The 13,463-nt window shown below is 28.7% G+C and carries 12 protein-coding genes and 2 tRNA genes; 5 read left to right on the top strand and 9 right to left on the bottom strand.

Annotation, left to right across the window (positions count from 1 at the left end; genetic code table 11):
* The first annotated feature begins 41 nt into the window (after nt 1-41).
* Nucleotides 42-878, top strand: coding sequence for an ATP-binding protein (locus L8V79_RS03190; RefSeq protein WP_263702445.1), 837 nt, complete (start codon nt 42-44; stop codon nt 876-878).
* Between the two features lie 20 nt (nt 879-898).
* Here L8V79_RS03190 and L8V79_RS03195 read toward each other — a convergent pair whose 3' ends face one another.
* From L8V79_RS03195 to L8V79_RS03220, 6 genes are all read right to left on the bottom strand, one after another.
* On the bottom strand, nt 899-1,156 hold the full coding sequence (locus tag L8V79_RS03195) for a zf-TFIIB domain-containing protein (protein ID WP_263663752.1): 258 nt from the start codon (nt 1,154-1,156) through the stop codon (nt 899-901).
* Nucleotides 1,157-1,204: 48 nt separating this feature from the next.
* The gene (gene ung, locus L8V79_RS03200) at nt 1,205-1,894 is read right to left on the bottom strand and encodes a uracil-DNA glycosylase (RefSeq protein ID WP_263702446.1); all 690 of its coding nucleotides are present in this window, start codon (nt 1,892-1,894) and stop codon (nt 1,205-1,207) included.
* Between the two features lie 8 nt (nt 1,895-1,902).
* Nucleotides 1,903-3,210 carry a sensor histidine kinase gene (locus L8V79_RS03205; protein WP_263702447.1) on the bottom strand — a complete coding sequence of 436 codons (1,308 nt, stop codon included), beginning with the start codon at nt 3,208-3,210 and terminating at the stop codon, nt 1,903-1,905.
* Nucleotides 3,200-3,886 (bottom strand): response regulator transcription factor, encoded by a 687-nt coding sequence (locus L8V79_RS03210; RefSeq protein ID WP_263702448.1) that lies wholly within the window; start codon nt 3,884-3,886, stop codon nt 3,200-3,202. The genes L8V79_RS03205 and L8V79_RS03210 overlap by 11 nt, the downstream gene beginning before the upstream one ends.
* 1 nt (nt 3,887) lies before the next feature.
* Nucleotides 3,888-4,304, bottom strand: coding sequence for a DUF1104 domain-containing protein (locus L8V79_RS03215; protein WP_263702449.1), 417 nt, complete (start codon nt 4,302-4,304; stop codon nt 3,888-3,890).
* 62 nt (nt 4,305-4,366) lie between these two features.
* Nucleotides 4,367-5,119 (bottom strand): SIMPL domain-containing protein, encoded by a 753-nt coding sequence (locus L8V79_RS03220; RefSeq protein WP_263702450.1) that lies wholly within the window; start codon nt 5,117-5,119, stop codon nt 4,367-4,369.
* 75 nt (nt 5,120-5,194) lie between these two features.
* Here L8V79_RS03220 and mutY point away from each other — a divergent pair, with 75 nt between their 5' ends.
* A complete protein-coding gene (mutY, locus tag L8V79_RS03225; protein ID WP_263702459.1) occupies nt 5,195-6,238 on the top strand; it encodes an A/G-specific adenine glycosylase in 1,044 nt (347 codons plus the stop codon).
* Nucleotides 6,228-7,085, top strand: a complete 858-nt coding sequence (locus tag L8V79_RS03230; RefSeq protein ID WP_263702451.1) for a radical SAM/SPASM domain-containing protein — start codon at nt 6,228-6,230, stop codon at nt 7,083-7,085. Before mutY ends, L8V79_RS03230 begins: the two co-directional genes overlap by 11 nt.
* Here L8V79_RS03230 and L8V79_RS03235 read toward each other — a convergent pair.
* Nucleotides 7,069-7,938 carry a hypothetical protein gene (locus tag L8V79_RS03235; RefSeq protein ID WP_263702455.1) on the bottom strand — a complete coding sequence of 290 codons (870 nt, stop codon included), beginning with the start codon at nt 7,936-7,938 and terminating at the stop codon, nt 7,069-7,071. The genes L8V79_RS03230 and L8V79_RS03235 overlap by 17 nt on opposite strands.
* Nucleotides 7,939-8,109: 171 nt before the next feature.
* On the opposite strand from L8V79_RS03235, the gene L8V79_RS03240 reads away from it, so the two are divergent.
* Nucleotides 8,110-8,197: transfer RNA gene (locus L8V79_RS03240), tRNA-Ser, on the top strand.
* On the opposite strand, the gene L8V79_RS03245 is transcribed toward L8V79_RS03240, so the two are convergent.
* Nucleotides 8,198-8,848 (bottom strand): putative metalloprotease CJM1_0395 family protein, encoded by a 651-nt coding sequence (locus L8V79_RS03245; RefSeq protein ID WP_263702456.1) that lies wholly within the window; start codon nt 8,846-8,848, stop codon nt 8,198-8,200.
* 117 nt (nt 8,849-8,965) lie between these two features.
* Between L8V79_RS03245 and L8V79_RS03250 the strand changes: the two genes are divergently transcribed.
* A tRNA-Met gene (locus L8V79_RS03250) sits at nt 8,966-9,042 on the top strand.
* 90 nt (nt 9,043-9,132) lie between these two features.
* On the opposite strand, the gene L8V79_RS03255 is transcribed toward L8V79_RS03250, so the two are convergent.
* The gene (locus L8V79_RS03255; RefSeq protein WP_263702457.1) at nt 9,133-13,257 is read right to left on the bottom strand and encodes an inverse autotransporter beta domain-containing protein; all 4,125 of its coding nucleotides are present in this window, start codon (nt 13,255-13,257) and stop codon (nt 9,133-9,135) included.
* Nucleotides 13,258-13,463: the final 206 nt, after the last annotated feature.

Raw genomic sequence — 13,463 nt, forward strand, 5'->3', positions numbered from 1 at the left:
TATATTAAAATTTTTGAATAAAAATTAAGAAAGGTAACAATATGAAAAAAAGTATTTTAGCTTTAGCTTTATTTGCATTTTGTAGTGCAAATGCTTTAGAGGTGCAAGAATTTAAAGGTTTTGCACATCCTGAAAGTGTATATGTAGATGAAAGTGCGGTTTATGTGTCTAATGTAGGAAAAGAATTGGCTCCACTAAATAAAGATAATGATGGTTTTATTTCAAAGTTAGACAAAGATGGAAAAGTTGTAGAACTAGAATTTATCAAAAATCTTAATGCTCCAAAGGGTATGTCTAAAATAGCTGATGTTTTGTATGTTGTAGATATTGATGTCTTATATGGTTTTGATGTAAAAAGTAAAAAAGAAATTTTCAAGCTCCCTATAAAAAATGCAGTATTTTTAAATGATATAGCAGTTTTAGATAATGATACATTGCTAGTGAGTGATACAGGCACAGGATATATCCATAAAGTATTTTTAAAAGATAAAAAATATGAAAATTTCATCCATTTAGATTCAAAATATGGTGGTCCAAATGGATTGTTGGTAGAAAAAAACACTTTATTTGTTGCAGGTTATGATCCAAGCGATAAAACAGGTGGAAAAATCATTAGTATTGATTTAAATACAAAAAAAATTAAAGAATTAAGTAACAAAATAGAACAATTTGACGGTATAGTGTTTGATAAAGATAAAAATCTTTTAGTATCAAGCTGGGGTAAAAATCTTCAAGGATATATTTATATTCTAAAAGACAACAAAGAGATAAAGCTAGATCTAAACCCTATAAAAGGGCCTGCAGATATGTTTTTTGATGGTGAGTATTTATGGGTACCAAAAATGGCAGAGAATGCCTTGATTAAAGTAAAATTATAAAAACTTTTAAGCCAAAAAGCTTAAAAGTCAAATAATTCTCCAAGCCAACTTTCTTTTTTCTTATATTTATAACCACTATTGTGATGATAGTTTGCTTGTTGGTTGTAATTTGGTTGTTGAGATTGTTGTGGTGTGCTTTGAGATGTACTTCTTTCTATGATTTTATCAAGTTCACCGCGATCAAGCCAAACACCACGGCATTTTGGACAATAATCAATTTCAACTCCATTTCTTTCACTCATTAATAAAGCTGTATTTGCACAAACTGGGCAATTCATATTTATCCTTTATAAAAATTTTCCTAAAGTATATAGGTTTAAAGTAAATTATGAGTTTAAATCCCAATCAATAGGACTTTTGCCAAGTTTTAATAAAATTTCATTGCTTTTTGAAAAATGTTTACAACCTAAAAAAGCATTCCTTGCTAAAGGTGATGGATGTGCTGCTTCTAGGATAAAGTGTTTTTGAGGGTTGATTAAAACTTTTTTATTTTTAGCATAATTTCCCCAAAGCAAAAACACTAATCCCTCTTTTTCATCGCTAAGTTTTGATATAACCGCATCGGTAAATTTTTGCCAGCCAAAATGTGCATGTGAAGCAGGTTTGTTTGCTTCTACGCTTAAGATAGAGTTTAAAAGTAAAATTCCTTGTTTAGCCCATTTGCTAAGATCTCCATGCCTTGCTATAGGAATGTTTAAATCATCTTGTAATTCTTTGTAGATATTAAGCAAAGATGGAGGAATTCTAACTCCCATTGGTACGCTAAAGCTTAAACCCATAGCTTGATGAGGGTTGTGATAAGGATCTTGTCCTAAAAGTATGATTTTTAAATCCTGTAAAGGAGCTAGGTTAAATGCATTAAAGATTAAATTTGCTGGCGGATATATAGTTTTTCTTTCGCTTAAGGCATTGATATAATGAGTTTTTATCTCTAAAAAATAAGGTTTTAAAAACTCATCTTTTAAAAATTCTTTCCAAGTTTGTTCTATTTTTATTTTTTCTAAACAAATATCCATTTTTATCCTTACCAAGAAAGTATAAACTCACTTCCCTCATTTTCTTTGCTTAAAACTTTAATGTTGATATTGTTTTTATCAGCTATTTGCTTGACTAAGTTTAAACCTATGCCAAAGCCACCTTGATCTTGATTAAAGCGTTTATAGCGTGTAAAAATTTGAGCTATTTCCTTAGTACTCATACCTTGACCTTCATCTTTAATGGTAAGTGTTTTTTCTTTTAAGCAAATATAGATTTTTTTATGAGCATTGGTGTATTTTATGGCATTGCTTAAAAGGTTATCGATTAAAATTTGCATTTCTTCTTTGTTTGCATAAAAGTTTTGCTCTAAAAGATTTTTTTCAATGATGAGATTTTTTTGGGCGATTAAAGTTTCAAAGTATTCTAACCTTTGTTCCAAAAGCTCTTTTAAATTGATATCTTCTTTTGTATTTTCTTTTTGCAAGAAAAAATTCAAGGCTATGAGATTTTGATAGATGTGGTTTAAATTTTTACTTGCTAGTTTGATATGATTTAGTTTTTTTATGTTATTTGGATTTAAATTTGTATCATCAAATTTTTTAATACTAGCTAAAATCACACTTAAAGGTGTGTTAATTTCATGCGTGGTATCTTTGATAAAATCATTAAGTGCTTTAAATTGTTCTTTGATATTTTTAAAGACAAGTAAGATGAGTATATAAGCAACCATAGCAAGCAACAAAATACATATAAGAGTATAAAAAATAGTTTTTAATTTTAATTTCCAAAGTTCATCGGCAAAATCATTGATGTCTAGATTATTATAATTATCTTTGCGGTATTGCTCTTTTTTAAAACCAAGATCATCAGTTTCTATAATGATATGAATATTTTTATGTCTTAAGAAATGAGAATGGTGTTTTGGTTTTTTTAGATTACTTGTGTCTATATAGGTGTTGAGATTTCTAATCCTTGAAAAATCTATAAATAATCTTTTGTTTTCATTGTAAATAAAATCATTTTTTTTAAGTTGTGTTAATATTTTTAAAGCATCGAAAGTTAAATTGCTAAAAATAACTTGGTTATTTGCGATAATGGCAAATTGAGTGTTGAGTCTTTTGGATATATAGGAAAAATCTTCTTGATTTAAATATGTTCTATCGTGTCTTGCTTCGATGATATTTTGCAAAATATAATTATAGTGAGTGTATGAATGTGTTATTTGATTTAATCGTATGTAGTTTGCTTCTTTTTGATAAAAAGTGATAAAAAAAATTGTTAGAAATACACCACTTGTGATGATATAAAGGGCTAGAATTTTAAAAATAGTATTATTAAAATTTTCACTTTTCATTTTCTAGCCTTATGGCATAGCCTATGTTTCTTTGATTGATAATAAGGTCTTTGCCAAGAATTTTTCTTAAATTTTTTACATAAACTCTAAGGCTCATAATTGCTGGCTCTTCATCCAAACTCCAAATTTCATCAAAAATGGTTTCTATGCTTACAAAGTGTGGGCGTTTTTTTAAAAGCAAGGCTAAGAGCTCTTTTTCTTTGTTGGTAAGATTGATGATTGTTTTATCTTGATAAAGAGTTTTATTAAGCGGATCAAAAGAAATATTTTTTGAGGAGTTAAGCAAAATTAGATCTTCTTTTTGGTGGCTAAAATTTCTTTTAATGATATTTTTTACACGGATAATTAATTCATCTATATCAAAAGGCTTTTTAATATAATCATCACAACCTGATAAAAATCCTTGTTTTACATCATCAAGCATAGATAAAGAAGTTAAAAATATAGCAGGGGTGTTTTTAGCACTTTCTCTTAATTCTTTTAAAACTTCAAAGCCGTTGCCTTTTGGAACTTTAACATCAAAAATCCAAAGATCAAAATTTTCTTCATAAGCTTTTTCTAGTGTCTCTTGTGCATCATATACACAAGAGACTTTAAAGCCCTCATCACTTAAGGCTTCGTTTATAATTTCATTTAAACTTAAATCATCTTCTAAGAGTAGAATTTTTGCTGCCATTTTATCTCATCGGACAATTTGCATGGTGTGATCTTAAACCATGATGATTTTTATGGGAATGGGTGTTATTGTAATGGTGCAAATTTAACTCTCTTATTTCTTTGCCACTCATTTCATCGGTTAGTTTTTGCATATCTTCTTGAACGATAGCTCTTCTTTGGTTTCTTTCTTGAGTAGAAAGTTTAGAGATGTTTTCGTGTAAATTAGCTCTAAATTGTTGATGAAAATCTTTTGCATCTTTGTATTTCATTTCATTCATTCTTTTTTTCATCTCAATAACTAAATCAGCTTGATCTTGCGCTTTTACACTTTTTGCAAGATTTAAAATCTCATCATTACTTTTTTTAGAAAAATCAGCTCCTAGGGCAAATGAAGCAGCCAAAGAACCCACGATAAATAAACTTACAATTTTTTTCATTGTTTCTCCTTTAAATTAATGATGAGAAATTATAAAAGCTCAAAATAAAGCCAAAATGAAATTTATTGACAAATAAAAAGCACATTAGCTCTTAAATTTTGTTTTTCACTTTTAATAATAGGCAATACAACACTATCTGCACTAGCTGCTAAACTTGGAGCATTGTGTTTGATGTTGCAACTATCAAAATGAATGTTTTTTATCACGCAAGTTTTTGCCAAAGTTTTAGAATAATATTGAGCCTTTTCAAAAGCTTTTTTAAATGCAAGATCATATAAATCTTCTTTATTTGCTTCTAAAATAGCCTCATCAAAACCAGCTTGCAAAGCTTTGGTGTTAAAAGAAATTAAAGCATTGGTAGCACTAATATTTTCTATATCTTTTATAAGATTTTCATAGTCTTTGTTTTTGTTTTGCGGGATTTGACAAGTAAAATTAGAGTGCAATCTATATCCATTTAGCGTTTTTACTCCTTGATAGTAATTATAACTTGGTTCTAAAGTATAACTTCCACCTTTACAATAATTTTCTTTAGCAATACGATCTGAGATTTCTTTGAAAGTTTTAGCAATATGATTTTTTTCTTCACTAGAAACAATAGTTTTTTTACTAAGTTCTTCACTCGCGCTAAAATTTAAAGTAGCATTAAAGATATTTGGCATGATTTCATTAGATACTTCTATATTTCTTGAAAATTCTATATTTTGTTGATTGTGATTTTTTAAGCCTAAAAATTCAGTGTTAAAAATCACTCCTAGTACAAATAATACCAAACAAAGTAGTCCTAAGCCTAAGCCTTTTAAAAAACTTTTCATTTTTGCTCCTTTTTAAAAAATATTTTTTCTTTTAACATAAAGTCTTTAAGAATAGATTGTATAATTTTTTTAAAAATAAAGAAAGTCTTGATGCAAAAAATTCATGAAAATATTTTGAAATGGTATGATCAAAATGGTAGGAAAAGTCTTCCTTGGCGTATTTTGCATGATGAGTGGAAAAAATACGCTAAAGCAGATGATTTAGAAAAATTAAAAAATATTGATATTGCTTATGCTGTTTATGTTAGTGAGATTATGCTTCAGCAAACTCAGGTAAAGAGTGTTTTGCAAAATTATTATTTTCAGTTTTTAGCTAAATTTCCTTCTTTAAAAGCACTTTCTATGGCAAGTGAAGATGAGGTTTTAAAAGCTTGGCAAGGACTTGGGTATTATACTAGAGCTAGAAATATGCACAAATGTGCAAAAATTTGTGTGCAAGAATTTGATGCAAAACTACCATTTGATATTAAAGAGCTTCAAAAACTTCCTGGTATTGGAGAATATACAGCCGGAGCTATAGCTTGCTTTGGTTTTTTGCAAGCTAAGTCTTTTGTGGATGCAAATATAAAAAGAGTTTTGAGTAGATTTTATAGTTTGCAAAATCCAAGCTCTAAACTTTTAACACAAAAGGCAAAAGAATTTTTAAACTATGATAATGCATTTGATCACAATCAAGCTTTGTTAGATATAGGGGCTTTGGTTTGCTTGCCTAAAAATGCAAAATGCAAGCTTTGTCCTTTAGAAAGCTTTTGTAGTGGAAAAAATGAATATGAAAAATTTAACCTAACTAAAAAAATTCAATACAAAAATACTATTTTAAAAATACTTATAGTACAAAAAAACGAGCAGTTTTTACTCATTAAGAGTCAAGAAAAGTTGTATTTTAATTTATATAATTTTTTAGAATACAAAAACCAAAATAAAGCAAAATTTATAGGAGAATTTAAGCATTCTTATACCAAATACAAAATCAATGCTAAGGTATATTTTTTAAAAGATGATGATTTTGAAGATTTAAAAGCTAAAGCTTTTGCTTATAAAGAATTAGAGTATATCACGCTTTCAAAACTTGCTTTAAAGGCATTTGAGCTTTTTAAAAAGAGCGATTATGCATTTTGAGAAAATTTATATAGAATTAAGTGATATTTGTGGGCTAAAATGTGATTTTTGTCCTAGCCAAAAAGCCCAAAGAAAACAAATGAGCCTTGAAAACTTTGAAAAAATTTGCAAAAGCGTGCATAATCATGCCAAGCTTTTTACTTTCCATGTGCTTGGAGATCCTTTAAGGATTTTAAATTTAACGGAGTATCTAAAAATAGCTTTAAAATTTAATATGCAAATAGAGCTTACTACGAGTGGGTTTTATTTTGATGAAGAAAAAATCAATCTTGTTTTAAGTTTTAAAAATATCCACCAAATTAATATCTCTTTGGGTGCTTTTTTATCCCAAAGCAAAATGAGTTTAAAAGAATATTTTGAACCTATTTTGAAACTTATTTTTTTACACTTGGAAAATAAAAATAATTCTTTTATCAACTTAAGACTTTGGAATTTAGATAAAAATTTCAATCCACCTTTAGAAAATGAGAAAATTTATGATTTTTTAGAGCAAATTTTTAAAATAAAAATTCAAAAGCAAAAAGTTAAAAATCGCTTAGAAAGACATATTATCTTACACCAAGCTAGACTTTTTAAATGGCCTTCTTTGAAAGATGAGATTATTAGAGAGAATGGATATTGTCATGCTTTAAATGGGCAAATTGCTATTTTAAGTGATGGGACTTTAGTACCTTGTTGTTTGGATACTAAAGGGGATATAAAACTTGGAAATTGCTTTGAAAAAGATCTTAATGAGCTTTTAAATTCCTCTTTATATATAGAACTAAAAGAAGGTTTTAAACAAGGAATTTTAAAAGCCGAGCTTTGTAAAAGGTGTGAGTTTTTAGAGGCTAAAAACCTAAACTAACTTCATCTTCATCATTGATTTGATGATTTGTATCCAAGTCTTGTTTTGTTTCTTCTTGATGGTCTTTAGAATGTTTAAAAATATCTTCTGTAATTTTTGTAGCAATACCCCTAAGGGCTTTTTGCTTGCTTGAATTGCTTGTAGAGCTCATTTTAAACTCTAGAGTATTAGAAGATTTGCTTTCATTTGTAGCAAATTCTATTAAGCGATAATCAATGATAATATCATAAGATTGAGTGTTGTTTTCATTTTGTATTTGTTGTATTTTTGGGTTTAAAATGAGCAAAAAATCAGCTTCTAAAGTCTTATAAAGCTTTACAAGTTCTTCATCGCTTGAATTTTTAGAAAGCAAAAATTTTTCCTGATTATAAAGATCAAGATTTGTTTTATCTAAGATTTTAAATTTTTTATTCTGAAGTAAAACACTTAAAAGCTCTTGTTCAAATTTGGCTGAAAGTCCAGTTTTGATTCTATTAATGATGATTAGAGAGCTTTTATTTTCAAGACTTTTGTCGCTATAAAGTTTTTTATAGATTAAAACTTTTGCGTGAAATTCACTTTGATTTGTTTGAGTTAGAGACTTTATATCATAACTATTAAAAACACCATTACTAACAAAGTCAAGTTCTTCATCATAACCTATATTAAAATTTCCATTAAAATTAAACTCAAATTTTTTCAATTTGACTTGTTTTAAACCTTCTGTTTTTCCCAAGGCATCATTAATAGCATTTTTAATCGCTTCGCTTCTTGTACTTCCAAAGCCTTCTCCAAGGCTTTCTTTGTTTAAAACAGCCTGTGCTTGATAAGTACAAACAAGACTTAAAAAAAGTATAAGTAGTTTTTTTATCATAACTATTCTCTTTTTGTTTTTAAATAATAAAATAAATATTTTATTTTTATTTTAACATTATAAAGTTTAATCATATCTTGACTGCAAATTTTATACTCAAGATTAAATACCCAGAAAGTCTATAAAATTTTTATTATAAATTTAAAAAAATAAGTTATAATTTTTAATTTTAGAGAGGTGTCCGAGCGGTCGAAGGAGCACGCCTGGAACGCGTGTGTGGGGCAACTCACCGAGGGTTCGAATCCCTTCCTCTCTGCCACTATGCACTTTTGTTATACTGACTTCCTATGTAATCTTGTGATACATTTTGTGTGTATGATTTTATAGCTTTGGAATTTGAATTTGTTTTTTCCTCATTCTCATTTTCGCTTTTTTCATTTTGTGCTTTTAACTCTTCTGCCTTTATTTTAGCTTGTTCAGCGCGTGCGTCATTTTGCATTTGCATAGCATTAGCTGCTACTTTGTAATCTTGTGGGCTAGGATCAGCTGGTGCCATAGCTGCAGCAATTACTTGCATTGCATTTGCTATAGTTTCTTCAGGAGTATTACCTTTTTGCATTCTTATAGGCACTTCCCCTTCGACTGCATACATTTTATTATCAGGACCTCTTGTATAGCCAAAGCTCGCAGCACCAGCTAAAGCTCCACCAGCTGCTTGGTGGGCTGCTTCATGAGCTCTTACTTCTCTGTCGATTTTTTCAAGTTCTTGTACTTGTTTTACCTCTTCAGCGCTTAAGTCTTTACCATTGATTTTTTGAGTTTTTTCTTCTTTTTCTTGATTGTTTTTATTTTCTTTTGTTTGCTGTGGATTTTCTTTTTCAGAAATGTTTTTTTTGATTTCTTCTTTGTCTTTGTTTTGATAAGGATTTTGTGTATAAAAAGCATTGTTATAGCTTGAGCTTATTTGCATAAAAATCCTTTCTAATATAATTTCATATTTTTATCACAAAAAAGTTGAAAAATTTATAAAATAAATGTTTTATAAAATGTTAAGCAAAATAAAGTATAATTTTAACTTCTTTTTTATGTCAGGGTAGCTCAGCTGGCTAGAGCGCTGGTCTCATAAGCCGGAGGTCGGGAGTTCAAGTCTCCCCCTTGACACCACTAGAGTGTTATTTTTGCAAATTAAATTAAGAAATTTATTAAAGAAAAGTATTTAACACCCTTGTATATAAACAAAAGGTGTGTAGAATGCTAGTGCCAATCTAAAATTTTAATTTTCTCTGTTGTATTATAGGAAATACCAGAGCCTTTTGTTCTATTTTTTATGTACCCATATTTTAGAGTGAAAAAATGATCCCCTATATCTTTAGCACTAACTCCTTTGAAGGTTACGCTTGCATGTCCGTTATCGTCTGCTTTTATATCTTGTGAGTAAGGAATTATATAGGCTGAAACAATAAATATATTAGTTCTTGGGCCACAATTTTCAAAATCTATAACAAATGGCATTCCTTCTATGACGCTTTTTTCCTGGCCTTTTGAATTGGGGTATATTACATTGGGTGTAAAATCATAAAATAATTTTTTAGAATCAGAATAGCCACTGCAATATACAAATTTAATTACAGGATCAGTATACAAAGGAGTTTTAGATATTATAGTAACTGTTGCTATTCCTTGCTCGTTGAAAGTCTTATCTGATTCAACTATATTAGCATCTCCATAAACATCCCATTCTATTTTAGTATTTGGTTTTCCATCTTTTACAGTTAATGTTGTTTTTTCTCCAACCTTTCCTGTGATTAAATCAGGAGAATCTATAAATTTAGGAATATATTGATAAAGATAAAGTTGTACATTGACTGTATCCATTTTGGCAAAGTCTTTATAATATTTAATTGAAAAACTTAAAGACTTGATATGATAATTATCAACTTTGTAAAATTCCAAAACAGCTTCACCTTTTTCATTTGTAACATAAGACATTTTTTTTGGAATCGCAGAATGTGGATCTATTATTTGTATTGAAGATTTTGGTTTTAATCCGCTTACCTTGATATTGAAATCTTTTTCATAATCGATGGTTTTTTCTTGTCCTTTAAAGCTAGGATATTCTATTTGAGGAGTATAAACATGATGTTTAAAAGCAATCGTCTTGCTTATCTTTTGATTCATTGCTTCAGCACTAATAATTAATTGTTTTTCATAAGGAGATTTTGTATCAATCGTCATTGACGCCCAGCCATCTTTATCAAATTTATCATCCATTTTCCTTATAACACCATCTCCACTTAAACCCCATGATACTTTAACACCTTCTTTCCCACCATATAAAGGAATTTGTATTATAGTTGAACTTTCGATAACATCCGGAAGATTTCTAAAAAATAGTTTATACTCAAAAAACCTAATAGGATCTAATTTAAATTCTACTTTTTGTTCTCCAACATGCTCAACATAATAAAAACTTATATTGGTTTCTTTAACACTAAAATCACCAATACTACTAAACTCTAAAACAACTTCACCCTTATCATTAACATTAAAGCTGTCTTTTTTAGCTTTTACTCCATTACTTCCAGTAATTTTATCAATAGTGGAATTTGGTAATAAGCCACTTACTTTAATGCTAAAATCATCTATATAATCTATAGTTTTTGCTTGAGCTTTAAAACTCGGATATTCTATTTTAGGAGTATAAGTTTTCGATTCATAAGGTAATTCTTTACTTAAATCTTTACCCATAGTATTTACACTAATAATAGGATTAGCTTTAAATGGAGCTTTAGAAGTAATAGTTGCTTTAGCTTCACCATTATTATTAAATACTGCTTCTTGATTACTTAAAGTAGCGTCTCCTTTTATATTCCATTCTACTTTCTCATTAGGTTTACCACTTTTTAAAGTTACTTCAACATGATCAAGTTTTGGATCTTTTAAAGCTTTGATGTTTTCACTTTCATAAGCATGGATTTTATCTTTACTAAAATTAATGCTTGGGGTATATTGGTGGAGTTTGATCTCTCCACTTACTTCTTGAGTACTAGCTGTGCTTTGATGATAAGTAGCAATGATTTGTAATCTTTTAATACTAAAATCTTTTACTCCTTCAAATACTACCTTACTTTCACCTTTATCATCGGCTGTACTTTCTTTGTTATTGTTAATTCTTAAAGTTTTATTGCTTTGTATATCTTTAGCTTTCCATGAAACTTTTGTTTTTGGCATTAAACATTTAAGTTTTACTTCAAAGTCGCTTTTATAATCAATCATTCCTTTTTCAAAGTCTTGATGAGTCACAGGATCTTTTCCAGTAGGAAGCTCCATAGTAGCTGTATAATTTTTAATTTCTAAAACTTTACTTTTTTCTTTTACTAACTCATCGCTCATATTCTTAGCAATGATTTTTACTTTTTCATTTCCGCTAAGTCCTATGATTTCTACATTGCTCTCACCCTTTTCATCAGCTATTAAATTAAGCTCTTTAGTGGTTTTATCTTTATCAATAAATAAAGCATTATCTCCTTGTATGCTCCATTTAACTTTTGTAGAATTAGCTTTTAAGTTTTTATAACTTGCATGAGCTTTTTCTTTATTGCCTATAGTGGTTTTATCTAAGATAATATCATTATCTCCATAAATTGCTATTTGAACAAAGGTTTTTAAAGTAACTCCTAATACATTAGCAATGATTGTTGCTTTTTCTTTATCTTTCATATTTGCATCAGGTTTATAGATGATATTTGAATTTCCATCTTTATCAGTTTTATCTGAATTTGGAGTTTTTTCCAAACTTCCTTTGCCAATTAATTTCCAATTTATGTCTAAATCACTTGCTAAATCACTTCCTGCAAATGTGATTAGAGATTTTTCATGTCTTTGTATATTAGAAGGTTTGGCAAATATTCTAAAGTCTCCTTTTGGAGCTATAATAGTAATAGGAAAACTTTCTTGAGCATTCCCTGCTTTAGCAATTAAATTGGTTTGATGGACTCCATAAGCATGGATTATTTTTACAAAAACCTTTCCATTACCATCAGTAATATAATGATTTCCATTCTTTAAGATTACACTTTTTTGTTCAGGAGTTACACTCATAGCAACATTTTTAACTGCTTGGTTAAAACCATTTTTTAGCATAATACAATGAGTATTATCCCCTAAATTTCCACAATAAGAAATATGATAAGCATTGTTAATAGCTTTATACTCAAGCACCATAGAATAATCTCTATATATAAAATTGGTTCTAGAGCCTTCAATGGTATTATTTATACCTGCAAATTTAGGATCAAAAGCATGTTTGAGGGCATCTTTGTCTAAAGGTATATTAAAATTCATAGCTATATTTGTACCTTGTTTATCACTTTCATTACTTCTTTTATGGCTTAGCGAAAAAGTTAATGCTGGATAAGGTGAATAAATAATACCTCCTTCATACACTAAAGGATTTTTTTCTAAATCTTCAAAGCAGCTTACATTGCCAAATGGAGCTACTTTTTCTCCATACCACTTACTCATATTAGCAAAAACAGCTACATTGCTCATAGAAGGAAAAGCATATTTAACACCCATATCCCAACCATTAGCAGGACGCTCTAAAAAAGTTAGATCATTATTAGTATTTTTAAAATCATAACTATTAATCCAATCACTTAGTCTTTGATAAATATTAGCATGGAAAGCTAATGTATCTAGCATACTTTCAAAGCCCAAAGACATTCTTTTATGTTCTCTACTAAAATCATGATCATAAACTAAGTTTAATCCTAGCATGATATTTCCTGAATTGTTTAATGCTAATGCATTAGGATAATATCTTATACCACCACCAAAATGACCTATGATTCTATTATTATCATATCCACCTATACCGCTTTGTAAAAAATAAGATACTTTTGGATTATCTTCACTCATAATAGGTAAAAGAACTTTAGCATTACCACTTAAACCACCTCTATCATTATAGTTTAGATTAAACTCACTATTAATGGAGTGATTAAGAGCATGTAAATATTCTTGGATTAAAGTATTAGCTTGTAAGCTTAAATAATTGCTTGCTAAATCTCTAACGATTTCTTCTCTTTCTTTACTATCTTCTGCATTATAAGCATCACCAATAGTTTGAATAACATTAATAACCTTATTAGATAATTCTTCATCTTCTTTACTAAGATTAGAATCTTTCTTTGGTTTTTCTTCTAATAGCTTTTTAACTTTTAGATCAATATTGTTATGATCTTTAGCTTGACTTAAGCTATTAACCGCAAGAGTTTGATTGTTGTCTATAATGATTTTATCTTGATTTTTTAAAATCATTATTTGAGAAAAAAGAAAAGTGTGAATGAGTAAAACAAGTAAAAATGTTTTTTTCATATCCCCCCCCCCATAACCTACATTTAATTTTTATCTGTGATGAGAATATGATAACACAAAAAATACAAAAGTGATAAAAAAGTTATAAAAATATTGAAAAATAGCCAAAAAACTATCAAATATAATAATTTCTTTTCAACTCTCTTCTTTTCCACACCTCCGAGCCCACGATACCGCACTTGTTCCTGTATCCCGTTTTCTGCTTT

The organism is Campylobacter sp. IFREMER_LSEM_CL2194, assembly GCF_025771685.1.
GTDB lineage: Bacteria > Campylobacterota > Campylobacteria > Campylobacterales > Campylobacteraceae > Campylobacter_D.